The sequence below is a fragment of the Sorangium sp. So ce295 genome, assembly GCF_051527405.1.
In the GTDB taxonomy this organism is placed as follows: Bacteria; Myxococcota_A; Polyangia; order Polyangiales; family Polyangiaceae; genus Sorangium; species Sorangium cellulosum_B.
In genome coordinates this window covers 37,132-62,939 of the sequence record NZ_CP150324.1, presented here as the reverse complement: position 1 = coordinate 62,939, position 25,808 = coordinate 37,132, and the positions used below count along the sequence as shown (strand labels likewise).

21 protein-coding genes, 1 tRNA gene and 1 pseudogene are annotated in these 25,808 nt (G+C 71.3%); 12 read left to right on the top strand and 11 right to left on the bottom strand.

Translation table 11 applies throughout. From position 1 onward, the window contains the following. Nucleotides 1-104 precede the first annotated feature (104 nt). The 3 genes from WMF11_RS00245 to WMF11_RS00235 all read left to right on the top strand — a co-directional run bounded on the left by WMF11_RS00245 (nucleotide 105) and on the right by WMF11_RS00235 (nucleotide 3,324). Entirely contained in the window at nucleotides 105-1,493 is a 1,389-nt protein-coding gene (locus WMF11_RS00245) for a serine/threonine-protein kinase (protein WP_437976023.1), read from the top strand. After that, nucleotides 1,480-2,487 (top strand): tetratricopeptide repeat protein, encoded by a 1,008-nt coding sequence (locus tag WMF11_RS00240; RefSeq protein WP_437906399.1) that lies wholly within the window; start codon nucleotides 1,480-1,482, stop codon nucleotides 2,485-2,487. The genes WMF11_RS00245 and WMF11_RS00240 overlap by 14 nt, the downstream gene beginning before the upstream one ends. A gap of 129 nt (nucleotides 2,488-2,616) precedes the next feature. Further along, complete coding sequence (locus tag WMF11_RS00235; protein ID WP_437906398.1) at nucleotides 2,617-3,324, top strand: hypothetical protein; 708 nt, start codon at nucleotides 2,617-2,619, stop codon at nucleotides 3,322-3,324. 270 nt (nucleotides 3,325-3,594) lie between these two features. Here WMF11_RS00235 and WMF11_RS00230 read toward each other — a convergent pair whose 3' ends face one another. The 5 genes from WMF11_RS00230 to WMF11_RS00210 form a co-directional block, all read right to left on the bottom strand. Next, a complete protein-coding gene (locus tag WMF11_RS00230) occupies nucleotides 3,595-4,926 on the bottom strand; it encodes an RNA polymerase sigma factor (protein ID WP_437976022.1) in 1,332 nt (443 codons plus the stop codon). A 2-nt stretch (nucleotides 4,927-4,928) separates the two neighbouring features. Next, nucleotides 4,929-5,282, bottom strand: coding sequence for a YciI family protein (locus WMF11_RS00225; protein ID WP_437906396.1), 354 nt, complete (start codon nucleotides 5,280-5,282; stop codon nucleotides 4,929-4,931). After that, nucleotides 5,279-5,602, bottom strand: coding sequence for a hypothetical protein (locus WMF11_RS00220; protein WP_437906395.1), 324 nt, complete (start codon nucleotides 5,600-5,602; stop codon nucleotides 5,279-5,281). The genes WMF11_RS00225 and WMF11_RS00220 overlap by 4 nt, the downstream gene beginning before the upstream one ends. Before the next feature lie 5 nt (nucleotides 5,603-5,607). Next, nucleotides 5,608-6,279 carry a glutathione S-transferase family protein gene (locus tag WMF11_RS00215; RefSeq protein ID WP_437976021.1) on the bottom strand — a complete coding sequence of 224 codons (672 nt, stop codon included), beginning with the start codon at nucleotides 6,277-6,279 and terminating at the stop codon, nucleotides 5,608-5,610. Between the two features lie 192 nt (nucleotides 6,280-6,471). Continuing rightward, the gene (locus WMF11_RS00210) at nucleotides 6,472-9,165 is read right to left on the bottom strand and encodes a PBP1A family penicillin-binding protein (RefSeq protein ID WP_437976020.1); all 2,694 of its coding nucleotides are present in this window, start codon (nucleotides 9,163-9,165) and stop codon (nucleotides 6,472-6,474) included. Here WMF11_RS00210 and WMF11_RS00205 point away from each other — a divergent pair. Further along, nucleotides 9,162-9,350 (top strand): annotated as a pseudogene (locus WMF11_RS00205) (hypothetical protein); the annotation flags it as partial. The gene WMF11_RS00210 and the pseudogene WMF11_RS00205 sit on opposite strands and share 4 nt — an antisense overlap. A gap of 177 nt (nucleotides 9,351-9,527) precedes the next feature. Here WMF11_RS00205 and WMF11_RS00200 read toward each other — a convergent pair. Then, nucleotides 9,528-10,733: a serine/threonine-protein kinase gene (locus WMF11_RS00200; protein WP_437548455.1), complete on the bottom strand. Its 1,206-nt coding sequence runs from the start codon at nucleotides 10,731-10,733 to the stop codon at nucleotides 9,528-9,530. Nucleotides 10,734-10,819: 86 nt separating this feature from the next. Here WMF11_RS00200 and pgeF point away from each other — a divergent pair, with 86 nt between their 5' ends. Both pgeF and WMF11_RS00190 read left to right on the top strand, forming a co-directional pair. Further along, on the top strand, nucleotides 10,820-11,632 hold the full coding sequence (gene pgeF, locus WMF11_RS00195; protein WP_437906392.1) for a peptidoglycan editing factor PgeF: 813 nt from the start codon (nucleotides 10,820-10,822) through the stop codon (nucleotides 11,630-11,632). 9 nt (nucleotides 11,633-11,641) lie between these two features. Beyond that, a complete protein-coding gene (locus tag WMF11_RS00190; protein WP_437743543.1) occupies nucleotides 11,642-12,904 on the top strand; it encodes a bifunctional nucleoside/nucleotide kinase/histidine phosphatase family protein in 1,263 nt (420 codons plus the stop codon). Between the two features lie 58 nt (nucleotides 12,905-12,962). Here WMF11_RS00190 and WMF11_RS00185 read toward each other — a convergent pair whose 3' ends face one another. The 3 genes from WMF11_RS00185 to rpoN all read right to left on the bottom strand — a co-directional run bounded on the left by WMF11_RS00185 (nucleotide 12,963) and on the right by rpoN (nucleotide 16,577). After that, nucleotides 12,963-13,961, bottom strand: a complete 999-nt coding sequence (locus WMF11_RS00185) for a hypothetical protein (protein WP_437714972.1) — start codon at nucleotides 13,959-13,961, stop codon at nucleotides 12,963-12,965. Between the two features lie 40 nt (nucleotides 13,962-14,001). Then, complete coding sequence (locus WMF11_RS00180; protein WP_437976019.1) at nucleotides 14,002-14,994, bottom strand: hypothetical protein; 993 nt, start codon at nucleotides 14,992-14,994, stop codon at nucleotides 14,002-14,004. A 62-nt stretch (nucleotides 14,995-15,056) separates the two neighbouring features. Beyond that, nucleotides 15,057-16,577 (bottom strand): RNA polymerase factor sigma-54, encoded by a 1,521-nt coding sequence (gene rpoN, locus WMF11_RS00175; RefSeq protein WP_437548447.1) that lies wholly within the window; start codon nucleotides 16,575-16,577, stop codon nucleotides 15,057-15,059. Between the two features lie 343 nt (nucleotides 16,578-16,920). Here rpoN and WMF11_RS00170 point away from each other — a divergent pair, with 343 nt between their 5' ends. Further along, nucleotides 16,921-17,682 (top strand): Crp/Fnr family transcriptional regulator, encoded by a 762-nt coding sequence (locus WMF11_RS00170; protein WP_437976018.1) that lies wholly within the window; start codon nucleotides 16,921-16,923, stop codon nucleotides 17,680-17,682. Here the strand turns inward: WMF11_RS00170 and WMF11_RS00165 are convergent. After that, nucleotides 17,636-18,343: a response regulator gene (locus tag WMF11_RS00165; RefSeq protein WP_437976017.1), complete on the bottom strand. Its 708-nt coding sequence runs from the start codon at nucleotides 18,341-18,343 to the stop codon at nucleotides 17,636-17,638. The two genes, WMF11_RS00170 and WMF11_RS00165, sit on opposite strands and share 47 nt — an antisense overlap. Before the next feature lie 457 nt (nucleotides 18,344-18,800). Here WMF11_RS00165 and WMF11_RS00160 point away from each other — a divergent pair. The 5 genes from WMF11_RS00160 (at nucleotide 18,801) to WMF11_RS00140 (ending at nucleotide 24,003) form a co-directional block, all read left to right on the top strand. Continuing rightward, nucleotides 18,801-18,885: transfer RNA gene (locus WMF11_RS00160), tRNA-Leu, on the top strand. 305 nt (nucleotides 18,886-19,190) lie between these two features. After that, on the top strand, nucleotides 19,191-22,226 hold the full coding sequence (secA, locus tag WMF11_RS00155; RefSeq protein ID WP_437548441.1) for a preprotein translocase subunit SecA: 3,036 nt from the start codon (nucleotides 19,191-19,193) through the stop codon (nucleotides 22,224-22,226). A gap of 137 nt (nucleotides 22,227-22,363) precedes the next feature. Continuing rightward, entirely contained in the window at nucleotides 22,364-23,014 is a 651-nt protein-coding gene (gene fsa / locus WMF11_RS00150) for a fructose-6-phosphate aldolase (protein WP_437906388.1), read from the top strand. Nucleotides 23,015-23,021: 7 nt separating this feature from the next. Next, nucleotides 23,022-23,630, top strand: a complete 609-nt coding sequence (ybeY, locus tag WMF11_RS00145) for an rRNA maturation RNase YbeY (RefSeq protein WP_437548437.1) — start codon at nucleotides 23,022-23,024, stop codon at nucleotides 23,628-23,630. Between the two features lie 64 nt (nucleotides 23,631-23,694). Further along, the gene (locus tag WMF11_RS00140; protein ID WP_272097071.1) at nucleotides 23,695-24,003 is read left to right on the top strand and encodes an HU family DNA-binding protein; all 309 of its coding nucleotides are present in this window, start codon (nucleotides 23,695-23,697) and stop codon (nucleotides 24,001-24,003) included. Here WMF11_RS00140 and lnt read toward each other — a convergent pair. After that, the gene (gene lnt / locus WMF11_RS00135; RefSeq protein WP_437976016.1) at nucleotides 23,990-25,765 is read right to left on the bottom strand and encodes an apolipoprotein N-acyltransferase; all 1,776 of its coding nucleotides are present in this window, start codon (nucleotides 25,763-25,765) and stop codon (nucleotides 23,990-23,992) included. The two genes, WMF11_RS00140 and lnt, sit on opposite strands and share 14 nt — an antisense overlap. Nucleotides 25,766-25,808 lie beyond the last annotated feature (43 nt).

Here is a 25,808-nt window from a genome sequence, read left to right as displayed (position 1 = left end):
GCGCGGCTGCCGGCTGCCGCCATTCCGCGCTGGCCAGAGGGCGACGGCGGCGAGGGCTGTCGAAAAGTGCCAGTCCCGCGCGCGGCATCCACTATCCTTCGGGCGTGGACGCCGCCACGCCCCGCATACCGCCGACCGTGCGGATCAGCCCGAGCGCGGCGGCCCGTCAGGCCGGCGCCGACGAGTCGGACATCTGGCAGCACACCCCCGACGAGGTCGTCGACGGCAAATACCGGCTGGTCCGGCCGCTCGGGCGCGGGGGCATGGCCGAGGTCTGGCTCGCCGTGCACGTCACGCTCAAGACCGAGCTCGCCGTGAAGTTCCTCAGCGCCTCGCTGACCGGCGACGCGGAGCGGAGCCGCACCGTCCTGGAGAGGTTCCGGTTCGAGGCCCAGATCTCGGCCCGCCTGAGCGCGCGCACGCGGCACATCGTCGCGGTCCACGACGCAGGGGTCCACGACGACATCCCTTACCTGGTGATGGAGTACATCCCGGGGCGAACGCTGTTCGCCGAGGTGCGCCACAAGGGGCCGATCGATCCGGCGCGCTTCGGGGACATCCTTGATCAGATCGGGGACGCGCTCACCGTGGCGCACGACATGGGCATCGTGCACCGCGACCTGAAGCCTTCGAACGTGATGCTCGTCGACGCACCCGGCGCGGAGCTGACGGTGAAGGTCGCGGATTTCGGCATCGCCAAGGCGCTGCACGGCGATCTAGGCCTGGATCGGCCGCAGGAGACGGAGGCCGACGTGATGCTGGGCTCGCCGAACTACATGAGCCCGGAGCAGCTCGCCTCGCCGCTCGCGGTCGACGCGCGGGCCGACGTCTGGGCGCTCGGCGTGCTGGCCTACGAGGTGCTGACGGACTGGACGCCCTTTCAAGGCAACAGCATCGCGGAGATCATCGTGGCGGTCAGCACCCGCGATTTCGAGCCTGCCACGGAGGTCCGACGATCGCTTCCCCAGGGGCTCGACGCCTGGTTCTCGCGCGCCCTCGCGAAGGGGCCGGCGCAGCGGTTCGCCTCGATCCGCGAGATGGTGGGGGCGTACCACGCCGCGCTCTCGGCGCCGCCGCCCGAGCGGCCCGCGGAGGTCGCGCCGCCGCGGCGGCCCCGGGTGGCGCCCGCCGTGGCGCTGGCCTGCCTGACCGCGCTCGGGGGGACCGCCGCGCTGGCGGCGCGCCTGCTCGATCGGCCGCGCCTGGAACAGCCGGCGCGGCTCATGGCCCCCGGCGTGCGGGGCGCGCTCCAGGCGGTCGCGCTGCGCTCGCCGCCCCCACCGCAGCAGCCCGCCGCGGCCGAGCCGCCGGCCATGGCCGAGCCGCCTGCTTCCGCAGCAGCGCCCGCGCCGCCTGCCTCCGCAGCGCCTGCGCAGCCGCGCTCGTCCCAGCGCCGCCCCGGGGCTGACAAGGCCACCCCGCGCGCGACGGCGACCGCCGCGCCCACGGTGCCCCGGCGCCGCAAGGAGATCGACAAGAGTGAGACCTTTTGAGCGACGGCTCATCACGCTCTGCGGCGTCGCCATGCTCGCGGCGGCGCCGGCGCGCGCGCTCGCCATCGGGGCCGAGGAGGACGCGAAGACGCTGTTCGCCCGGGGGCGCGAGCTGCGGAGCACCGGACAGTGCGAGCAGGCGGTCATCGCCTTCCGGAGCGCGCTGGAGATCTACCCCGAGGGGCTCGGCGCGCTCCGGAACATCGCCGAGTGCGAGGAGGAGCTCGGCCGCTATGCCTCGGCGAGGCGAGACTGGTGGGATCTCCGGCGCGCCGCGCTCCAGTCCAACGAGGCGAAGTACGCCGGGTGGAGCGATGACGCCGAGGCCCGCTACCGGGCGCTCGGCGGCAAGGTCGGGACGCTGACCGTCCGGCTGAAAGGCGCCGAGGGGCGGCCGCCGGTCCAGGTGGTGCTGGACGGCAAGCCCCTCGACCCGAGGCTCCTCGGCGTCGAGCTCGAGCGCGATCTCGGCGCCCACACGGTCGAGCTGTTCTACGGCGGCGCCGCGCCCATCGCGGAGCGCGCCAACCTCACGCCTGGCGCCCGTCAGGTCGTGACGCTGACCGTGCCCGCGCCGCTCCCGGCGCGCGACGCGCTCTCCGCGCCGAGCGCCTCCGGCACGCCGGCCAGCGGCATTCGCATGGGCGGCTACGTCGCGCTCGGCGTCGGCGGCGCTGGCGCGATCGCGACCGTCGTGGCGCTGGCCGTGCGCGCCGGCGCGCTGTCCGCGGTCGAGGAGGGGTGCTCCCCCGCCGGCGGAGGCGCCTACGAGTGCCCGCCGTCGCTCCAGGGCGACTACGACACGGGCAAGACCGCCTCGACGCTCGCCGGCGTCTTCGCCGGCGTCGGCCTCGTCGGGATCGGCGCCGGCGTCACGCTGCTCCTGCTGAGCCCTTCCGAGCCCACGGCGCCGGCCTCTGGCAAGCCGGCGGCAGAGCTCGTCCTCACGCCAGCCCCCGGCGGCCTCGGCTCGCGCCTGCTCGTGAGGTTCTGAGGTCCGGCGATCGGACGCGGCCGGCGCCGCGACACGGCGACGTGGGAGCGCGCGTCGCTGAGCTTGTCTTTCCGCACCCGGGCGCTACCCCATGATCGAGGCGAAGGCGCGCGAGGCGGGGAGGTCGAGATGAGCTCACAGCGAAACAAGATCCTTGGTTCGATTGCAGGGAGCGGCGCGGTCGCCGTCCGCGGGGCGGCGGAGGCGCTGTTCTCGGCGGCGGGCAAGAGGCTCCTCGACGACGGCGCGCGGGAGGGCCTGCGGCGCGTGATGGTCGAGAACACCACGGCGGTCGTGGACGCGCTCGCGCCCGGGCTCTCGCTGGGCGCGCAGACGACGGCGAAGATCATCGGGGATCAGGGCGGAACGCAGGCCGCCGCGATCGTCGCGCAGGCAGCGGGGCGGCACGCGGGCCAGGCCGCGCTCACCGACGGCGTCTCGGCCGCGGTCGCGAAGGGGCTGGCCCGCGAGGCGATGAGGGCCGCGGGCCGGGAGGTCCTGAAGGGCGCGGGCAAGGCGGCCGGTATCGGGTTCGTGATCGACGGCGCCTTCGGTGCCTACGAGGGCGTCACGGCCTACCAGCGAGGCGAGATGACGAGGAAGGAAGCGCTCGCGCACGCGGCGCAGGAGGCCTCGACAGGCGCGGTGGCGACCGGCGCCGGCGTGCTGCTCGCGGCGGGCCTCGTCGCGGTGACCGGCGGCGCCGCGGCGCCTCTCGTCTTCGCGGTCGGCGCTGGCGGCGCGATCGGCGCGAAGCAGGTCCTGCGGCGGCTCGTCGGCCGGGTGTCCTCGAAGGTCCTGGCCCGTAACGTCGCTGACGAAGGCCAGGTGGGATGACGCCACGAAGGTGGCGTGTGTCCCGGCCAGCGCGCTCACCGACTCGACCTCTCCTTGCGCGCGGCCGTGCGTTCCTCCCGTGCATCGGCCCCGCGGCGCCCCTGTGGCAATTGCCTTCCGTGCCTTTCGCGTGATGGTGTTCCGGCGTAGATCATCTCCATGCGACGACGCATCCCGAGGCGTTCGTTCCTGCGCGTCGGTGGACCTCACGCTGGCGGTCATGGGCCCGTTCCCCGGGGCCGGCGCCCTTCGCGCGTGAGGCGCGCTCGTTCATTCGGGCTCGGGGATCCGTGCTGCGCGATCTCCGCGCGCGGCCATGGCCGCGAGCGTCGTGTCAGGGGCTGGCGCGGCCGCGCACGGGGCCCGCGGCCGGAGCGCGTCGATGCGCTGCTCGATCTGCGCGCGCTCTGCGGCGTTGGCCGCGCAATCGCGGGCTCGCTCGAGGGCCGCCAGCGCTTGATCCACCCTCCCCGTCTCCTCGAGCAGGACGCCCTGGACGAGGTGAGCATAGGGGTAACGCGCCAGAGCCGGGTGATCGATGGCCGTCGCGATCAGCTTCAGCCCTTCCGCCGCGCCCAGCGCCCGGGCGACCGCGAAAGCCCGGTTCACGCGCACGATCGGGCCCGGGCGGTGCTGCTCGAGCGACTCGTAGAGGATCGCTATCTGGAGCCAGTCGGTGTCCTCGGCGCGCGGGGCCGAGCAGTGGACCGCCGCGATCGCGGCTTCGATCTGGTAAGGGCCGGGGCGCCCCCGCTCGAGCGCCTCCCGCAGCAACGCGCAGGCCTCGTCGATCGCGGCGCTGTCCCACCTCGATCGGTCCTGCTGCTCGAGGCTCCGGGGCTGCCCTTCCTCGTCGGTCCGGGCCGGCATGCGCGCCGCGTGCAGGAGCAGCAGAGACAGCAGGCCCTGCACCTCGGGTACCCGTGGCAGCGTTGCGTCGAGAGCCCGAGCCAGGTGCATCGATAGCCGGGTGAGGCCACGACGTATCGGCGCCTCGTCGCCACGGGACCAGTATCCCGCGTTGAAGACGAGGTGGATCACCGCGAGCACGGCGTGAAGCCGCTCCGGCGCCTCTTCCAGCCGCGGAACTTCGTAGTGCTTGCGCCGCTCCCGGAGCCTCTCGCGCGCCCGGGTCAGCCGGCGCTCCATGGCCTGCGCGCTCACCAGAAACGCATGCGCGATCTCGTCCGTGGAGAGCGCCGCGACCGTCGACAGCGCCAGCGCCGCCCGCTCCTCGAGGCCGAGCACGGGATCGCAGCAGGTGACGACGAGGCGCAGGACATCGTCCGGCCACCGCGCGGCGTCCGGCGCCGAGAGCAGCGCCTCGGACCAGGGACATCGCGCCGCGAGCGCCGCGAGCGCGGTCGCGTGCCGCTGCTCTCCGCACCGCCGCCGCAAGCCGTCTCTGTGGATGTTCGTGGCGACGCGCACGAGCCACGCCTCCGGCGCGTCGGGGACGCCCCGCTCTGGCCACGTCGCGAGGGCCCTGGCGACGGCCTCCTGCACCGCGTCCTCCGCCGCGTGCAGATCCCGCGTGTGGCGCAGCAGCCGCGCGAGCACGGGCGCATACGCGCGGCGGAGCAACGGGGCGAACCCCTCCATGACTACGGCGTGCGCTGCCAGGTGACAGGTCGGATCTCCACGGATCCATCCGCCGGGCAGATCTGCCGCGCCCGGGCCGCGGCGATGGTCTCATCGGCGCACTCGATCAGGTAAAAGCCAACGAGCCACTCCTTGGTCTCCATGTAGGGCCCATCGGTGATCGTCGCGGTCGCCCCCTGCACGCGCACCGTACGCGCCTTGTCTCGCCCATCGAGCCTCGCCACGGCGAGCAGCTCGGCGCGCGCGGTCGCCTCTTGCTGGAGGGCGCGGTGACGGTCCAGCACCGCGCGCTCGTCCGGCGCGGGGAGCGGATCGCCCTCGGGGCGCGCGCTGTGGATCAACAGGACATAGATCATCCGAGTTCTCCTCGCGCGAACGCGTACGACGCCTGCAGATACGATTCCCACCGCGCGGCGTGCTCGAGCGGCACCGCGAGCCACTCACGAAAGGTCCTCCCGCTCGGCGCGAACACCGCCCCCTCACCGGCGGCGATCGCCGCAGCGACACGCGCCGCCGGGAGCTTGACGACGAGGTGCCTCCCATCGCGGTCGATCGACGCGAAGAACCGGCCCCCCACGCGAAGGCACGGAAAGCCCATCATCGTGCTGCGCGCGACGCTCGGCTCGAGGGCCCACCGCTCGGAGAGCCGCGAGAAGAGCTCGGCTCCGCCCGTCATTGTCGTCACGCTCCTCCGCGCTCCGAGCGATGCACCGCCTGCTCGAGCGCCTGCGCCATCGCAGCCGGCATCGCGGTCGCGCGCCACGCTTCCCGCTCGTCGAGCCGGGCGAGCCACGCGCGGAGGTTCGGGAACGGCGCCAGGTCGACGCGGCCGAGGGCGGCCAGGGGCAGCTGGCACCCGAGGGAGAAATCGGCGAGCGTCACCGCGTCACCGGCCACGAATGCGCGCGCCTTCAGGTGCGCCTCCAGCAGCGCCGCGTACGGCTGGAGCTGATCGAGGGCGCGCTGTGCGATCGCCTCGTCGGGCTGCCCCCCCATGAGCGGCTTGAACAACCGCTCGAAGAGCACCGCTCCGAGGGCGCGCCCGAAGTGCGAGAGCTCCCAGCATTGCCAGCGGACCACATCGATGCGCCGCCTGGGGTCGCGCGGAAACAGCGACGTCGCGCCATGAGCATCCGCAAGATACTGCATGATCGCGTTGGACTCCCAGAGGCGCAGATCTCCGTCCACGAGGCTCGGAACGAGGCCGTTCGGGTTGATCGCAAGGTAATCCTGGCTCTTGTGCGCGCCTGTAGCGAAGTCGACGAGGATCGTCTCGACGGGCACCGACAGCTCGTGGACGACGGCCTGGACCTTGCGACAGTTGGGCGATCCCGGGACGACGTAAAGTTTCATGAATCGGCTCCTTTCGGAGGCTGGCGAGCCCCCGCCCGCCGCTTCCTGGAGCGAGACGTCGAGCGCCCCGCACTCCGGACAGGAAAAATGCCGCGGTCGCGCTTTCCTCGTCCGGCGGTGTCGCCGCCCTCGACCTGGGGGCATCACCGTCGCTCCTGACGCCCCTCCGAGCCCTCCGATCTTGTGCGCCGCTCAGAACGGCGGCGGCGCCGTCTCGCCGGCCGGCAGCGGGCCCGGCTCCGGCGCGTGCTCCGACTCGACCGGCGCTGGCGCGGCCCCTGGCTCCACCGGCCGCGGCCCCTCGCCTGCCGCCGGCGGGGTGCCCGGCTGCTCGGCTGGCACCCCGCCGTCCGCCGGCTCCGCGCCCGCGTCCGCCTCGGGGACCTGCGCCTCCTCGGTCGGCTCCGTCCCGGCGACGAACACCTCCTCGATGGCGTCTTCCTGCCCCTCGCGCGCGAGGAGACCCGTCAGCGGATCGATCTTCACGCGCACGACCCCGCTCGGCACCGGGAAATCGGCGGCCGGGCGCTTCGCGTGCGCCTGCTTCATGAACTCCACGAACGCCGGCAGCGCCGCCATGGCGCCCGTCTCGCCGCTGCCGAGCGGCGCCGCGTCGTCGTAGCCGGTCCACACGGCGCACGCGATGTCGGTCGAGTAGCCCACGAACCAGGTGTCCTTCGACTGGTTCGTCGTCCCCGTCTTGCCGGCGATCGGGCGCCCCAGCGAGCGCGCCTGCCTGGCGGTCCCGCTCTGCACGACCGACGTCAGCACGCTCGTGAGCACGTAGGCCTCCGCCTCCTCCATCACGCGGTGCCCCGGGCGGCGTGGCGGCAGCGGGATCTCCACCCCGCCGGGCCCGACGATCTTCGTGATCAGGACCGGCTGCTCGTGGACGCCGCCCGCGGCGATGCTCGCATACGCGGCGGCCATCTCGCGCGGCGTGACCTCGTAGGCGCCGAGGGCGAGCGACAGGTCTGCGCCGAGCTTCGACTGGACGCCGAGCGCGCCGGCGAAGGCGACCACGTTCGAGGCGCCGACGCGCGACAGCGCCGACACCGCGGCCACGTTCACGCTGTGCGCCGCCGCCTCCCGGAGCCGCGCCGGCGACTTCCCCTCGCTCTCGTCGTAGTTCTGCGGCTTGTACCCGGCGATGGCCAGCGGATCGGTGTCGAGGATCGTCGCCGGCGTCAGCGTGCGCGCGTGGATGCCGTAGCCGTAGACGAACGCCTTGAACGTCGACCCTGGCTGCCGCCGCGCGAACGTCGCCCGGTCGAGCCCGCCGCGCATCGCCTCGTAGCTGCCGACGAGGGCGACGATCTCGCGCGTCCGCACGTCGATCGCGACGAGCGCCCCCTCGGGTCCGAGCTCGAGCCGCAGCGGCACCGGGGCCGCGGGCTTCCCCGGTTTGCCAGCAGGCGCGGCGCGCCCTGCCTCTCCGGCGGCGTCCTCGTCCTCTTCCTGGCCTGCGGCGGCCGCTTCGACGACCGGCTCCGGCGCGGGGCCGATCAGGCTGACGCGCACCACCTTGTCGACGTCGGCGAACTTGCTCGGCGGGAGCCCGCTCGGGTTGTACCGCTGCGCGCCGCGGAGCGTGACCGTGCCTTCCAGCGTGCCCACGCGCACCGAGAGCGTCCCTCGGGCGTCGTCGGCGCCCGTCACGACCCCCCGGAAGACCTTGTGGCCGGCGGGCGTCCCGTCGAAGGCCGGCGGCTCTTTCTTGCTCCGCGCGAGCGGGCCGAGCAGCTTGTGCCGCTTCGCGTAGGCGTCGAGGTTCTTGCGGACGGACGCGCGCGCGGCCGCCTGCATCGCCGGATCGATCGTGGTCGTGATCGTGTAGCCGCCTTGCTGCGCGGCGGGCCCGACGAGCTCGCGCAGCACGCGCTGCGCCTCGGCGACCACCTCGGGCGCGAGCTCGGCGAGCGACTCGGTCTCGATGGCGAGCACGACCGGCTCCTGCTTCGCCTGCGCCACCTGGATCTCGTCCGCGAAGGCCTTGCGCTGCATCTGATCGAGCACGAAGTCCCGCCGCGCCGCGGCGCGCTCGAGGTTCACCCGCGGCGAGTACACAGACGGCCCCTTCACGATGGCGACGAGCAGCGCGGCCTCGGCGAGCGTCACGTCGCGCACGCTCTTCCCGAAGTAGTAGCGGCTCGCCTCCTCGACCCCGTAGCGGCCGTGGCCGAAGTAGATCTTGTTGAGGTAGAGCTCCAGGATCTCGTCCTTGCTGAGCTCCTGCTCGATCTTGCGGGCGAGGATGATCTCGCGCGCCTTGCGGTTGAAGGTCCGATCCGGCGTGAGCAGGACGTTCTTCACGACCTGCTGCGTGATGGTGCTCGCGCCCTGCCGGGCCCGGGTCGAGCGGAGGTTCACCGCGAGCGCGCGGAGCATGCCGAGGTAGTTCAGCCCTGCGTGCTCGTAGAAGCCTGCGTCCTCGGCCGCGAGCGCGGCCAGCTTCACCTGGCTCGGGATCTCGCCGATGCGCACCACGGTGCGCCGCTCGGTGAAGACCTCGCCGAGGCGCGTCCCGTCGCGCGCGAGGATGCGCGTCACCTGCGGGGGCCGGTAGTCCTTGAGCTCGTGGGTCGAGGGGAGATCCGCCTCGTAGTGCCGGATGACGAGCGCGATCGTGGCGGCGGCGAGGACGAGCAGGGCCGCGAGCGCGATCCCGATGCGCTTCGCCCACGTCGCGATCCTGGGGCCTCTCTCCTGCGGGGGCGCTCCTTCCGGCTGGCTGGGCAAGCGCTGCGCGCCCTCGAGGTGCGGCGCGCTCGCCGGCCGCGTTGCCCCGCTGATCCGCTCCGGCGGCTCGCTCCCTCGCCCCGGCGGCCCCGACCGCCGCGCCGGCGGCTCCGACGCCTGACGCAGCGGATCCGACGCTCGACGCAACGGGTCCGATGCCTGACGCAGCGGATCCGACGCTCGACGCAACGGGTCCGACGCCTGACGAAGCGGATCCGACGCCTGACGCAGCGGATCCGACGCCTGACGCAGCGGATCCGACGCCTGACGTAGCGGATCCGACGCCTGACGCAGCGGATCCGACGCCCGATCCGGCGCATCGGTCTTCCTGACCGGATCGTTCTCGTTTCCCCCTGGGTTCCGTGATTGCTCCGAGGCCATGACGCCGTCCCCGTGAACGCTGGCGCAGGCGATGCGCATCCAGAGCGCCCGGCGCGCCGGCGCGCCGGCGCGGCGACGCTAGCACGCCCGCGGAGGCCCGCCTCGATCCGGGGCGCGCTCGCGGAGGATCAGCCCTGGAACAGCCGCATGGCCACGATGGTGATCAGGATGCCTGCGATCAGGCAGCCCGCCGCGATGCCGACGAGGAGCAGCGGCTTCGCCTCCGCCTTGGCCGGCGCCTTGCTGGGCGGCTTGGCGAGGGGCGCCGGCGCGGGCGCTGGCTTCGCGGACGGCGCCGGCGGCTGCTGGACCATCTTCACCGTCTTCGCGGGCGACTTGAACGCGGACGGCGCGGACGACTTGTTCGCCTGGAGCGCGGCGGCGTGCTGCTTCGACGCTTGCTCGAGCACCGCGTTCGCCTTCTTCGGCATCATCGCCGTGTAGCCCTTGCCCGCGCCGCCCGCGAACGGCTTGAGCGCGTCCGCGAACTCCGCGGCCGACTCGAACCGATCTTCGGGCCGCTTCTCGAGCGCCTTGGCGAGCACCGCGCTGAGCCCCGGCGGAAACTGCTTCCCGGGGACGCGGTCATCGAGCGGGATCGGGTTCCTCGTTACGTGGTGCTGGATGTACTCCATGGGCGTGCGCGCCTCGAACGGCAGCTTGCCCGTGAGCACCTCGTACAGGATGGTCGCGAGCGAGTAGATGTCGCTCCGCGCGTCGAGCACCTTGCCCTGGGCTTGCTCGGGCGACATGAACTCCGGCGTCCCGAAGACCATGCCCTCCTGCGTGAGCATCACCGACCCCGGCCTGAGCTCGCGCTCCGTCACCTTCGCGAGGCCGAAGTCGAGCACCTTCGGGTAGTCCTTCAGCCCGCCGTTGGTCGACAGGAAGATGTTCTCGGGCTTGAGATCGCGGTGCACGATCCCCTGGATGTGCGCCTCCTGCAGCGCGCCGCAGACCTGGATGAGGACCGGGATCGCGCGCTCGACGGGCAGCGGCCCTTCCTTGCGGACCACCTGGTTCAGGTTCTTGCCCTCCAGGTACTCCATCACGATGTACAGCGAGCCGTCCTCGAGCTCGCCGTAGAGCAGCACCTTGACCGTGTTCGGGTGCGTGAGGTGGCTCATCGCCCGCGCCTCGCGGCGGAAGCGAGAGACGAGATCCTTCCGGTTCGCGAGCTTGGGGTGGAGGATCTTCACCGCCACCATCCGGTTCATCGCCGGCTGCGCGGCCTTGTAGACCGACCCCATACCGCCGGAGCCGATCTTCTGAAGGATCTGGAACTGCCCTCCGAGCAGATCTCGACCGATATTCGGGTCCGGACCGGCAGCCATGCGTGGAGCCGGAAAATACCACGCAACCCACCCGTATCGTCTATGACCGAAGCAGCCGACGCAGCGGATCCCGCCGTGGAGCCAAAATGACCGTAAAAATTGACGCCCCCGGGGCCGCGGAGGCGCTCGAGAGCCCGCTCCTCGCCGCCGCCGGCTTCTCGCACGCCTTCTTCACGCGGCGCGGCGGCGTCAGCGCCCCCCCGTGGGACACCCTGAGCTTCGCCATCGCCCTCGGCGACGACCCCGCCGCCGTCCGGGAGAACCTGGAGCGCGCCGCGCGGCGCCTCGGCATCCCGGCCGCGCGGCTCTATTTCCTCAGCCAGGTCCACGGCGTCGAGGCGCGGGTCCTCACCGGTGAGGAGGATCGCGACGACGTCGTCCGCGAGGTGGGGGACGTGACCCTCTCGCGTGCACCCGGCGTCGGCTGCGGTGTCCGCAGCGCCGACTGCGCCCCGATCCTCCTCGCCGATCGCCGGACCGGGGCCGTCGCCGCGGTCCACAGCGGCTGGCGCGGGACCGTCCGCCGGGTCGTGGTCGAGGCGGCCCGCGCGCTCCGCTCGCTCGCCGGCCCGGGCGCGGATCTCGTCGCGGCCATCGGCCCGCACATCGAGGCCTGCTGCTTCGAGGTCGGCGACGACGTCGCCGCCGATCTCGCCGCGTCCTCCAGCGCGGGCGCCGCCGCCGTCGTCCGCGGGGCGCCCGGCGCGCGCCCGCACGTCGACGTCCGCCGCATCCTCAAGGCCCAGCTCACCGAGGTCGGCCTGGACGCAACCTCGGTCGAGGACGTCCCTGGCTGCACCGCGTGTGACCCCGCCCGCTTCTTCTCGTACCGGCGCGACGGACAGCGCAGCGGCCGCCTGCTCTCCGTCATCGTCGCCGGCCGTACCGTCATCGGCTAGAACGCTCCCATGGTCTCGCTCGCGCGCGACTCCTCGCCGATCGTGCTCGCCATGGTGGGCCTGCCCGCCCGTGGGAAGACGTCCATCGCCCGCAAGATCGCGCGGTACCTGTCGTGGCTCGGCCACCCCACGCGGCTCTTCAACGTGGGCAACTACCGCCGCGCGCACCTCGGCACCGCGCAGCCGCACCAGTTCTTCGACCCCAACAACACCGAGGGGCGCCAGGCGCTGCTCGGCATGGCGATGACCGCCCTCGACGACCTCATCGGCTGGCTCAGCTCCGGCGGCGAGGTGGCGATCTACGACGCCACGAACAGCACGCGCGCTCGCCGGAACCTCGTCACCGAGCGCTGCCAGGCGCACGGCTTCCCGGTCGTCTTCATCGAGTCGATCTGCAACGACGAGTCGATCATCGAGACCAACGTCCGCGAGACGAAGCTCCGCTCGCCGGACTACCAGGGCGTCGACCCGGAGGCGGCGCTGCGCGACTTCCGCGCGCGCATCGCGCACTACGCCCGCGCGTACGAGCCGCTCGGCGAGCCGGAGCGGAGCTACATCAAGATCATCGACGTCGGCCGCCAGGTCGTGCTGAACCGCATCCACGGCTACCTGCCGGCGCGCCTCGTCCCGCTCTTGATGAACATGCACCTCACGCCGCACCCGATCTGGCTGACGCGCCACGGGGAGAGCGTGTTCAACGAGAAGGGGCTGCTCGGCGGCGACTCGGATCTCAGCGCGCGCGGCGACGAGTACGCGAAGAACCTCTCCGCGTTCATCCGCGAGCGCGCCGGCGACGAGCACGTCAACGTCTGGACGAGCACGCTGCGCCGCACCATCCAGACCGCGCGCCCGATGACGCAGAACCACGTCGCCTGGCGCGCCCTCGACGAGATCGACGCGGGCGTCTGCGAGGGCATGACGTACGAGGAGATCCGCCAGCAGATGCCCGAGGTCTTCCACGCGCGCGCGGCCGACAAGTTCCGCTACCGCTACCCGCGCGGCGAGTCGTACGAGGACGTCATCCAGCGCCTCGACCCGCTGATCATCCAGCTCGAGCGCCAGCGCTCGCCCGTGCTCGTGATCGGCCACCAGGCGGTGCTGCGCGCGCTCTACGCCTACCTCGTGGATCGCCCCGCGCCCTCGTGCCCCACGCTGCCGATCCCGCTGCACACCGTCATCGAGCTGACCCCGACGGCGTACGCCTGCGAGGAGCGCCGCTTCCAGCTCGCGCCCGCCGTCCAGGGCGGCGACTCGAGCACCGCGCACCCCTGAGCCAGGCAGCGCGGCCGCGCTGGAGGTGCGCGCCGCGCTGCGGCGGGGCCGCGCCGGCTCAGCGATCCCGGCTGATCAGCTTGCGGAGGAGCTCCAGCGGGTGGAACGGCAGCATCGCGGCCATGTCGCTGTCGGTGCCGGCCCGCTCGAGCACCGCCCGCACCGCTGGCGCCACGATCCCCATCGGATCGATCCGCTCCACGAGCGCGCGGAGCGCGCTGAGCGCCGCGCGCCCCGCGTCGATCCCGAGCGGGATGGCGAGGGCCGCCGGCACCGGCGCGAGGATCACGTCGCGCACCGCCACCGCCCTGGCCCAGGCGCCCGGGCTCGGGTCGACCTCGAGCTGCCGGATGGTCTCCGCCTCCGCGAAGCAGCCGAGCGACAGCTCCCCTGCCCGCTCCTCGATGGCGCGCGAGAGGTGCCGGTAGTCGCGCCGCCAGTCGCCCGCGAGCAGCCCCATGTCCTCCCGCACCTCGTCCGGCCCGAGGATCAGGTTGATCCCGCGGGCGTCGCGGCGGAGCGCGACGCTCGTCCAGAGCTCCCCGCCCTCGAACAGGCCGATCACCACCGTCTTGCCGACCCCTGCGAGCGACTCCAGCGTGCCGCGCACGACGCCCGCCGAGGGCATCGGCACGCCGCGCAGCCTCGCCGGCCAGAGATCGATCCTCCCCGCGAGGAGCTCCTCGCGCGCGAGCTGCAGCAGCAGGAGCGACTGGCCGATGAGATCGTCACCGCGCCGCACCCGCGCCCCGAACCGCTCCACGATGGCCTCGAGGACACCCGCCTCGAGCACGGCGGCCCAGCTCGCGTGGTGGCTCGCGGCGAGCTCCTCCGCGGAGAGCGGGAGGGCGCGCTGCGCGTCGTCGATCCGGAGCCGGCCCGCGTCCGTGTGCACGAGCTTTCTCAGCTTGCCGCCCGCGTGGACCGCGACGACGCCGCCGCGCGGCCGGCCGACCTCGCGCTCGTCGATGCCCGCGCGCCTGGGCCGGAACAACGACAGCACGCGAACCCAGTCGGTCGCGGTGAACCCCTCGAAGCGGACGTCGGGCGAGAGCACGGGGCGAGCCTACCGCCGGCGCGCTCCGTGCGCGAGCCGGCTACGCCCCCCACCAGAGCATCTCGTGCACCTGGCTCTCGCCGCGGACGGGCACGATCACCCGGATCTTCTGGCCCTCGATCTGGACCACGTGGGCGGGGAAGCTGTCCGCCGGGTAGTAAAGCGACTTCACGAAGCCGCTCGCGTCGAGCCAGAGCAGGTGCACCCCGTCCGCGGTCGCGCCGTGCATGAGGAGCATCCGCCCGCCGCCGAGCAGCGCGAACTCCATGCTCTTGAAGCCCAGCTCCTCGAAGCGCTCCGGGGACGGGAAATCGTCGCCCACGGACCTGAGCTCCGGCAGGTGCGCGCGGAGGTGCTTGTAGAGCGTGTCGTAGCGGACCTTCGCGAGCTTCGGGATCCGCCGGTCGCCCGCGGCGAGGATCGGCAGCCGCTCCGCGTCGAACGTCGGCACCTCCACGTGGGTGCGGTAGCGATCCACGAGCCTGCCGCGGCCGATCTCCTCGTCGCTGAGCGCCTTGAGCCACCACTGGAAGATCGCGAGATCGCCCGTCCCTGCGCTCGACTCGAGCCGGACCAGCGACTCCCACAGGGGCCTCCGGACCTGCCATTTTCCGCCGTGATTCTTGACGACGCACGCCCCCACGTAGAGCGCCCCGTGCGTCACGAGGGTGACGAGCATGGGAGGCTCTCCGCCCGCGCTCGCCGCCGACGCGCCGCTCGATCCGCGCGCATCGGAAGGGCCGCCTGCCGGCGCGAGCCAGGCGTCGCGTCGCTCGCGCGTCAGCGCCGCGCCCAGCCGGTGGACCGACGCATCGGAGAAGTCGAGCCCGAGGTCAGGCGCGCCGAACGCCGCGGGCGCGAGGCGGGCGAACACCTCCGCTGCGTGGTCGATCTGGGCCAGGATCGACGGGTTTCCAGCCGGGTTCGCGTCCGTGGAGCGCGCGCCTGCCAGGTCGACGAGCGCGTCGGGCGGGTACTGCGGCGCGAAGAAGCGCTCGAAGATCTGGGCGGCCGTGATCGGTTCGGCGGGCATGGCTCGGGGCCGTGAGGGGCGGCGTGGCAGAGGGGCGTGCGACCGCGGCCGGCCGCCGCGGCTCAGAACATCTTCTTGCGCTTCGACGAGCTCAGGATGCCGAGCATCTCGCGGTACTTGGCCACGGTGCGGCGGGCGATCTTGATGCCGTCCGTCTCCTCGAGGATCTTGACGATCGCCTGGTCGCTGTAGGGATTCGACTTGTCCTCGGCCACGATGATCTTCTTGATCGCCTGCTTGACGCTCTCGGAGGCGATGTCTTCGTCGGCGACCCTGTGGATGGATGAGTTGAAGAAGTACTTCAGCTCGAAGAGCCCCTGGGGCGTGTGCACGTACTTGTTCGACGTCACGCGGGAGATGGTCGACTCGTGCATGCCGACCGACTCGGCGACGTCCCTGAGGATCATGGGCTTCAGGTAGCCCACGCCGCGCTCCAGGAACTCGCGCTGCTTCTCGACGATGCACTCGGTCACCTTGATGATCGTGCGCCGCCGCTGCTCGATGGCCCGGATCAGCCACTGCGCGCTCCGGAGCTTCTCGCTGATGAACTCCTTCGCCTTCGGGTCCCTGAGCATCCGCTGGGCGAGGTTCTCGTTGATGTAGAGCCGCTGGAGCCCCTTGTCGTTGTCGGTGACGACGAACTGGGTGCCGTCCTTGATGACGTACACGTCCGGGGTGATGGCGATGGTCTTCTCGTCGACCTCGGCGAAGTTGCGCGCCGGCACGCTCTCCAGCTTCTGGATCTCCTGGACCGCGTCGTAGACCTCCTCCAGCGGGATCTTCAGCGCCTTCGCGATCGCGGGGAAGTTGCGCCGCTCCACGTTGTGGAGGTGGTCCTTGATGATGGCCATCTCGATGTCGTCGAAGCCGAGCACCTCGGCCTGCACCCGCAGGCACTCCGACAGGTCGCGGGCCGCGACCCCGACCGGATCGAAGCGCTGGATCATCGACAGCACCTCCTCGGCGTCCTCGGGGTGGAGCTCCGCCTCCCGCGCCAGGTCCACGAGGCTGATGTCGGGCCCCTTCGTGCCGTCCGGACGTTCGCCCCCCTTGAGGTCGAGGTACCCCTTCTCGTCGAGGTTGCCGATGACGAGCAGCGCGAACTGCCGCTCATTCTCGACGAAATCGCTCATCTGGAGCTGCCAGAGCAGGTGGTCGCGCAGGTTCGACGGCTTGGTCAGGTTCTGGTCGATCGGCGGCAGCTCCTCGAAGCCGCCCCGGTGCGCGGGCATGGCCTGCTGGAGCTGCCTGTTTTCCAGGAACTGCTCCCAGTCCACTTCCTTGACCCGCTTCTCCGTCTCGCGCGCCGCGATGTCGGTGTCTCGGTCGAACCGCTCGCCGTTCTCGAGCCGCTGCTCTGTCGGCAGGTCCGCGTTCCTCCCCCGCTGATCCCCCTTGTCGCCGTCCCGCGCCTTCGGGTCGGTCATGTCGTCCGCGAGGACAGGGTTGCCGTCCAGCTCCTTCCTGATCTCGTCGACCAGCTCGAGCCGTGAGAGCTGCAGCAGCCGGATGGCCTGCACCAGCTGCGGGGTCATCACAAGCTGCTGCGACAGCTTGAACTGGAGCTTCATCTCCATGCCCATGAGGAGCTCCTTCTCTCAGTTCGCCGCCAGCGCCACCCGCCGAACGGGGGCCGGGGCATTGCGCGAGGTTCGTGCCATCGAGTGTCTCATTGGTGGCCTCACCCCCAACGTAGCATCGAACTGGGCAGCGGCCCGGGTCTTGCTTTCACGTCTGCACCAAAAAATAGCGCGGGGCTTGCATCCTACACCGCTGAACATGGTTTCAGCCTTCGTCGCGGTAGATTTTTCGCCCCGCGCGGAGCTCTGCCCGCAGCCAGTTCGGATTGGCCCCCATCTGCCGATCGTTGCACTATCGGCCGCCGATCGGGAGGCTTGAAATCCCGAAAGGTTGGGCGAAGGCGCGATGGGAAAGCCGAAGGTGCGCGGACCTACGCACGGGCACGGGATGGAGGCGGAGGGCATGCGCGGCGGGGCTTCGCAGGATGTCGAGAAGGAGCGGATCCTGTCTCGCTCACCCCTCGCCTCGCTGGCCTCACCGAGCCGGCGGGCGCTGTTCGAGCTCGGCAGGGTCGAGCGGCTCGCGCGCAGGCAGTGCCTTTGCCAGCAGGGCGCGCCGCCGAGGCACCTGTTCCTGATCGGGGCGGGTCGCGTGAAGGTCGAGCGCGTCGCCGACGGTCGGGTGGTTCCGCTCGGGCACCGCGGGCCTGGCGACCTCGTCGGCGAGGGCGCGCTCGCGGGCGCGACGGTCTCCTCCGAGAGCGCGACGGTGCTCGACGAGGGGAACGCGCTCGTGGTGCCGCTCGCCGGTCTCGAGCGGCAGCTCGCCTCCGACGCAGCGCTCCGCGGCGCGCTCGCGGCGGCGCTCGTGGCGCGCAAGCTCGAGACCGAGGCGCGCCTCGGCTCCCTGCTCCTCTGCACGGTCGAAGCGCGCCTGATCGAGTTCCTCCGCGCCGCTGCGCGGCGATGGGGGCAGCCCCACACCGCCGGCCAGCTGGTGTCGGCCCCGTTCACGCACGCGGACATCGCGCTGCTGATCGGGTCCACACGCGAGACGGTCACCCTGCTGCTCGGCAAGCTGAAGCGCGCCGGCCTGATCGCGTTCGACCGGCGGCGGATCGTCATCCGGGATGGCGAGCACCTCGAGGTGCTCGCCGCGACGGCCTGAGCGTCCGCCCGGAGGTGCCGCTGCGCGGCCTGCGCTGGAGCCGGTACACCGCGGCGCCGTTCGCCTCGATGAAGGTGCGCCGCTCGGCGCGGTGGCCTTCCACGCCCTCCATACCCGCCGCAGCGCCAGGCGCGCTCGGGCGGCTCCCCTCCAGGTCGGCGCGTTCGCCCTGGACCAGGCGGAGGCGAGGAAAGACCCCGGACTGCGTGGAGGGCCGGGGGCTGAGGTCGACGAAGATCGTGCTGAGCAGCCGACCGAAGGCGTACGGCTTGAGCAGGACCTCGCTGACGTCGTCCGTGCCGTCGCACGAGACCGGCTCGTCGGCACAGAAGATGACCCGCCGGGGCATCGTGCCCTCGCGCCGCAGGCGGCCCAGGATCTCCCGGGCGCCTTTCGTTCCGGAGGCGAGATCGATCAGCGCGACGTCGTAGACGCGCTCGCGGGAGAGGGAGATCGCTTCCTCCAAGGTCGCGGCCGGGCTGACGAGCGCGCCGCGGTTGCAGAGGAGGAGCGCCGTGGCCCTCCGGAGGACATGGTCCTGATCGAGGAGGAGAACGTTCGGTTGGTACGTCATCGGGTATCCCTGCGGCTTGCAGTCGAATTGCGCCGCATCGACGAGGACGGCGATGAGCGCGCCCCCTCCGTCGTTCAGCGGCAGCATCCGCGTCCGCGGACGGTCCCCCCTTCGCAACGCACGTGCCGAAGGCGAGGCGCCGCCGTCGCCTGGGCCTCGTTTCCCCTGTTCTCGGCGGCAACGCGCTCGTTCGAGCGTCGCTGCCGGTGAGGCTGCCCCGCCGACCCCGGGGCCGCCGCTGTGCCCATTTCGCGCTCCCTCCGCAGCGCCTCTCCGCCCCGACGAAGAGCGCCCCCCCACCCTGTCGGCTTACCCACCGCGTCGCTGGCCGTCGGTGGGCGGTTCGTGCGCACGGGCCAGCCCAGGTTTGCGGCCCCGCCAAGGCGGCGCGGTCCGCCGATCCGCCGGTTGCTCCAGGCTCGACGTACCGCGGGCCACATGTCCGGGCCGCTCGCGCTGCCCCGCCCTGACGCGTTCGGCGCAACGCAGCAAACTGATTTTCCCGCTTGATGAGGCTGGCGTAGGGTGCCACAAGCGTCCGCGCGCACGAGTGGCGGAATTGGTATACGCACCGGTTTTAGGTTCCGGCGCCGGGAGGCTTGGGGGTTCGAGTCCCCCCTCGTGCACCACGGCTTGACGCCTCCACCTCGCGACGTGACGCGCCGCCCCGGGGCGCCCCCCTGATGGCCCGGGACGGTCGTGGTCCGCTGGGCGCGCGGCGCGGGGACGAGCGTTCGCCCGCGCGCGGAGCGGGATCGGACGACGAACGCCTGACGGGGACCCGGGCTGCGGAGCCTCGGGCGGATCGCGTCGGCGGCGTCGTCGACCGCGCGCGGTCCTGGAATTGCGCGACGCCCGCGGCGCGACTACGTTCGCGTTCCTCGGCCGGACCCTCTCCTCCCACCTGACCGCCGCGGAGCCAAGGCACCTAAAGATGTTCACTTGGGCGATGAAGAAGATTTTCGGCACCTCGCACGAGCGTGCCATCCGCCGCATGCGACCCCGGGTCGAGGTGATCAGCAGGATGGAGCCGGAGCTGCAGAAGCTCTCGGACGCCCAGCTCCGAGCGAAGACGGCGGAGTTCAAGGAGAAGCTCTCCAACGGGGCGACGCTGGACGACATCCTGGTCCCGGCGTTCGCGGTCTGCCGCGAGGCGTCGAAGCGCGCGCTCAAGATGCGCCATTACGACGTGCAGCTCATCGGCGGCATGGTGCTCCACAACGGCTGCATCGCCGAGATGCGCACCGGCGAGGGCAAGACCCTGGTCGCGACGCTCCCCTGCTATCTGAACGCCCTCGAGGGTAAGGGCGTCCACGTCGTCACGGTGAACGATTACCTGGCGCGGCGCGACGCCGAGTGGATGGGCAAGCTGTACGGCTTCCTCGGCCTGTCGACGGGCGTGGTGGTCAACCAGCAGGGCGACGCCGAGAAGCGCCACGCGTACCGCTGCGACATCACGTACGGCCAGAACAACGAGTTCGGCTTCGACTACCTGCGCGACAACATGAAGTTCTCGGCGCTCGAGTACGCTCAGCGCCCGCTGCACTATGCGATCGTCGACGAGGTCGACTCCATCCTCATCGACGAGGCGCGGACTCCGCTCATCATCAGCGGGCAGGGGGAGCGCTCGAGCGACAAGTACCGCACGATCAACGAGGTCATCCCCCAGCTCCGGAACGAGGAGCACTACACCGTCGACGAGAAGGGGCACTCGGTGACGCTGACCGACGAGGGGGTGGAGACGGCAGAGCGGCTGCTCGCCTCGCTCCAGGTGCTCAAGGGCACGAACCTCTATGATCCGGTGAACCTCGAGACGCTGCACATCCTGAACCAGTGCCTGCGCTCTCACACGCTGTACAAGCGCGATGTCAACTACATGGTACGCGACGGCAAGGTGCTCATCATCGATGAGTTCACCGGCCGCGTCCTCGCGGGCCGTCGGTGGTCGGACGGCCTGCACCAGGCCGTCGAGGCGAAGGAGAACGTCCGGATCCAGGAGGAGAGCCGGACGATGGCGACGATCACCTTCCAGAACCTGTTCCGGCTGTACAAGAAGCTCTCCGGGATGACCGGCACCGCGGACACGGAAGCGGCGGAGTTCCACAGCACGTACAAGCTCGACTGCGTCATCATCCCCACGAACAAGCCGGTGGTCCGCGTCGACTACGAGGATCTCGTCTACAAGACCGAGAAGGAGAAGTTCACGGCGGTCATCAACGAGATCCTCGAGAAGCACGAGCTCGGCCAGCCGATCCTGGTGGGCACGACGAGCGTCGAGAAGAGCACCGCGATCAGCCGGATCCTGACGAAGCGCGGCGTGAAGCACAACGTGCTGAACGCGAAGCACCACGAGAACGAGGCCTACGTGGTCGCGCAGGCGGGCCGCAAAGGGGCCATCACGGTCTCGACGAACATGGCGGGTCGCGGGACGGACATCATCCTGGGCGGCAACGCGGAGATGCTCGCCAAGCTCAAGTTCAAGGAGCAGAACCGCCAGCCCGAGGCGGAGCCCGATGCGTTCGAGGCCCTGGTCGACGAGCTCAAGAAGGAGTGTTCCGCCGAGGGCGACGAGATTCGCGAGCTCGGCGGGCTGTACATCCTGGGCACCGAGCGGCACGAGTCGCGCCGCATCGACAACCAGCTGCGCGGCCGCGCCGGCCGCCAGGGCGACCCCGGGACGTCGAAGTTCTACCTGTCCCTCGAGGACGACCTCATGCGCATCTTCGCCGGGGATCGGGTGAAGAACCTGATGGAGCGGATGGGCATGCCCGACGACGAGCCCATCGAGCACCCGTGGGTGACGAAGAGCGTCGAGAACGCGCAGAAGAAGGTCGAGGAGCGCAACTTCGACATCCGCAAGAACCTGCTCGAGTACGACGACGTGATGAGCGCGCAGCGCAAGACGATCTACGACATGCGCCAGTCGCTGCTCGTCGGCCGTTACTATCCCGAAGTCCTCGATGAGGAGGGGAAGCCGACGGGCGAGAAGCGGGCGATCAAGCCGCTCGCGTCCATCGTGGAGCTCGTCCGCCCGGACGTCGGCTACCTGCTCGGCATGTTCGCGAACGACCCGGTGATGCCGCTCGACGCGGACGGCAACCGGCGCGAGATCGTGCGAAAGGACTTCGAAAAGACGGAGCGGTTCGTCGAGCTCGAGAACATGCAGCGCGAGATCTACACGCGCTGGGGCGTGAAGATCGAGCTCGAGACGCGCGCCGACAAGGCCCTCGAGATCTACGACGAGTGCTCCGAGCTCATGCCCCTGGCGCTCACCGAGCAGCGCGAGCGGCTGCTCGATCTGATGGACCGGATCATCGGCGCGATGGTCGAGGAGTCGTGCCCGGCCCGCAAGCCGCCGGAGGACTGGGACTGGGGCGGCATCTTCCAGGGCTTCCGCGAGCACTTCGGCGTCGAGCTGCCGGACGACATCGCGCACATCGGCGACCAGGAGACGCTGGCGCGGGAGCTCTACGAGCGCGCCGAGAAGGCGTACGAGAAGCGCGAGGAGGAGATCGGCGTCGAGCTGTCGCTGCGCATCTTCCGCCACCTCTACCTGGAGGAGCTCGACAAGGCCTGGGTCGACCACCTGACCGACATGGACCACCTCCGCGACGGCATCGGCCTGCGCGGCTACGGGCAAAAGGACCCGAAGCAGGAGTACAAGAAGGAGGGCTACAACATGTTCGTCAACATGGTGGCCCGCGTCTCCTCGAACGTGGTCACGAAGCTCTTCAGCGTGAACGTCAGGCGCGCCGAGCAGGAAGAGGCGCAGATCGAGGCTGCGGATCGCGAGCGCCACGCCGCGGCGCTGCTCGACGCGGTCGCGCAGCACGACGAGTCCCTCCCGATCGGCGCGAACCCCGCCCCGGCGCTCCCGCAGCCTGCCGTCATGCAGGAGCAGGAGTGCCCCTGCGGCAGCGGCAAGCCGTTCAACAAGTGCCATGGCGGTGAGGACGAGGCGACGGCCTGAGCCGGCGCCCCCTGCCCGCTCCGCCTGGCAGCCAGAACGAGGCAGCGAGGGCCCCTGTCAGGCCCTTGCTCCTCGGCATCTGACCCCAGCATGAACACCGCCGAAGGGCCGATCCATCGGTTCCCGGAGGCAGCATCATGAAGGTGTTCATCGATTCAGGGGATATCGCGGAAATCAAGGAAGCGCAGTCGATGGGGGTCATCGACGGCGTCACGACCAACCCGTCGCTCCTCGCCAAGACCGGCAAGCCGACGAAGCGGGCGATCGCCGAGATATGCGAGGTGGTCGACGGCCCCATCTCGGCCGAGGTGGTGGCGGTCGAGAAGGACGCGATCCTCCGCGAGGGTCGCGAGCTCGCGAAGATTCACCGGAACGTGGTGGTCAAGGTGCCGCTCATCGACGAGGGGCTCAAGGCCGCCCGGATCTTCGCTTCCGAGGGCATCAAGACGAACGTGACCCTCTGCTTCTCGGCCGCCCAGGCGCTGCTCGCGGCCAAGGCCGGGGCCACGTACGTGTCGCCGTTCGTCGGGCGCGTCGACGACGCCGCGGGGGACGGGATGGATCTCGTCCTGCAGGTCGTGACCATCTTCAGGAACTACGGGTTCTCGACGCAGGTGCTCACCGCGAGCGTGCGGCACCCCGTCCACTTCGTGCAGGCCGCCATGATCGGCTCGCACGCGGCGACGATGCCGCTCAAGGTCATCAAGCAGCTGACCAGGCACCCGCTCACCGACGTCGGGCTCGCGCAGTTCTTGGCAGATGCGAAGAAGATCCCCGAGCTGGTATAGCGATCCCGTGGCCGAGAAGCGCAAGGAGAGCTCGGGGACGACGCGCCGCGGGAGCCGCCCGGCGGCCCCCGCGGTCGTGTCCGTCACGACGCAGGGAGGGCCCTTCAAGGGGGTGTCGACGGCGGTCGTGCGCCGGCGGGCGAGCAAGATGCTCTCCCACCTCGCGTTGCAGGGCGTGGAGCTCTCCGTCGCCCTGGTGAACGATGAGGCCATCCACGAGCTCAACCGCAGCTACCGGCGCAAGGACAAGCCGACCGACGTCCTTGCCTTCCCGATGCTGGACCAGAACGGGGCCGACTCGCGCAGGCGCGGCCGGCGAGGTCCCGTGGATCCGTCGGTATGGCGCGGTCTCCTCGGCGACGTGATCGTCTCGATCGACACGGCCGCGCGGCAGGCCGCCGAGCGCGATCGCCCGCTGCTCGACGAGATCACGATGCTGCTCGGGCACGGCCTGCTCCACCTGCTCGGCTACGACCACAAGACCGACGCAGAAGAACGGGAAATGACGGATTTGACCCGGGAGCTCGAGGCCGCGGCGGCGTCACGAAGCAACAGCAACACTGTAATCAAGCCGCATCGCAGCACCGCGAGGCAAAAGAAGACGGGGGCGCGATGAGTTATCGCTTGCGATGCGAAACCTCGCTTGTTAAACGGACGCCCCCTTTCGACTTGGAGGAAACATGCCCGGTTCGAACAAGCTGACCAAGGCGCAGATGATCGTCGGTCTTGCCGAGGCCACCCACCTCGACAAGAAGTCCGTGGCCAGCGTGCTCGATGCGCTCGGCGAGCTGGTGAAGAAAGAGCTCGGTCCGGAGGGGCCGGGCGAGGTCACGGTTCCGGGCCTCGTGAAGATCAAGGCGAAGGAGATCCCGGCCACGCAGGACCGGGAAGGCGTCAATCCGTTCACGAAGCAGCCGATGACCATCAAGGGCAAGCCGGCGAGCCGCAAGCTCCGCGCGGCGCCCGTCAAGGCGCTCAAGGACGGCTGAGCGGCGCGTCCGTGGCCGCAGCTTGCGTCGCCGCATCGGGCGGCGCGAGCTCCGGGGGCCCCGCAGGCGTTCGCGCCCCCGAGCTGACGCCCCGGGCTTGCCGCGGGGCCTTCGCTGTGGAGCGTCGCGCCCGGAGCGCGCAAGCGACGCTCGCGAAGGCGAGCAGCAACGCCATCGGGGCGTCGCCCAGACGGGTGTAGAGCGTCAGCGGCGTGTCCCTGACCGAGGGGGTCGCGAAGGTCACCCCCGGCGCAGCGCTCTCATCGCGGCTGCGCACCACGCCTCGGGCGTCGATCCATGACACGACGCCGAGGTTCACCGCCCGCACGAGATCACGGCGCAGCTCGATGGCGCGCATGACCGCGAGCCTCGCATGCAGCTCGGGCTCGGCGCTCCCGGTGAACCAGGCGTCGTTCGTGATGTTGACGAGGAGGTTCGGGGCGAGCGCCCCGGTGATCCGCCGCCCCACCCCGGTGAGCGTGTCCTCGTAACAGTTGAGCACCCCGATCCGGAGCGCGGGCCCGTGCTCTCGGGGCAACGTGAGGGCGCGCGGCTCCGCGCCCGGGACGAGCCCACCGCTCTTCTGGAAGATGCGCCGCAGCCAGGGCAGGTAAGCGCCGCCCGGGACCGTCTCGCCGAACCAGAGCAGCTGCAGCTTGTCCTGCGTCGGCTGCATGCTCCCATCGGGGAGCACGAGGGTCGCGGAGTTGTAGCTGTTCCGTTCCTCGACGCCGTCGGCGGCCTTCACGGGCGGCGCCTGGGTGATGAGCCCCGCGAGGATCGGGCCACGGATGCCGGGCCCCAGGATCGCGCGACCGCCGCGCGGCGCCTGCCGGGCGCTGTGCGAGAGGGGGTAAGGGTACGCCGCCTCGGGCCAGAGAGTGAGCTCTGCGCCGCCGGCCTCGGCCTCCCGGGTGAGCTCGTGCAGGGTTCGCAAGATCCGCGGGTGGTTCTTCGCCTGCCAGCGCTCGTGAGGCCCCACCGCCTGGTTGACGAGCGCGACGCGCGCGGTCGGCAGGCCGGCGCCGGCGCGCTCCACCGCCGCCATCCGCAGCGCGCCGTGAGCCGCGAGCAGCCCGAACAGCGCGATGCTCGAGAGCGCCGGGTAGAAGATCGCGCGGGGCAACCGAAGGCGGGTGGGCCGCGGTTCCTGCGCGGGCGCGCGCTCGAGCGGCCGCCCGCCCGGCGCCCTCCCCGAGGCGGCCAGGCCAGCGCGGGTGAGCAAGGCCGCCCCGACGGCGAACAGCACGGAGACGCCCCGCTCGCCGATGAGATCGGCGAGCTGCACGAGCGCCGGCCAGGGGCTCATGAGACCCGCAGGAGTCCAGCCGAAGACGGTCGGGATGGCCACGGCGGCGAACACGCCGGTCGCAAAGGCGAGCTCGAGGGGAACGCGCAGCCGCCGGAGGAGCGCGCTCGTGATGCCGCCGCAGATCGCCCAGACCAGCGACTGGGCGGCCGCGAGCAGCACCAGCGCGAGGTACGAGGCCGCCGAGCCGAGAGGTGTGAACCGCTGGATGACCTCCGGCACGAAGCGCAGCCCCACGACGCCCGCCGCCGTTCCCCAGACAGCGCCGCGCCCGAAGGCGCGCCAGATCGTCGGGGCGTCGTGGACGGCGGCCGCCAGCAGAGCGAGGCCAACGATGACGGCGGGGACCAGATCCGTCGGCGGCGCCGTGAGGGCGAACGTCGCGCCGCCAGCGAGGGCGAGCAACAGCGGGGCGCGGCCACGGAGCGCGCGCATGATCGAGGCCTGGGGCACGATGCGTGCGTTATACCGCGTGGAGACGGTCCGGACCGCGACC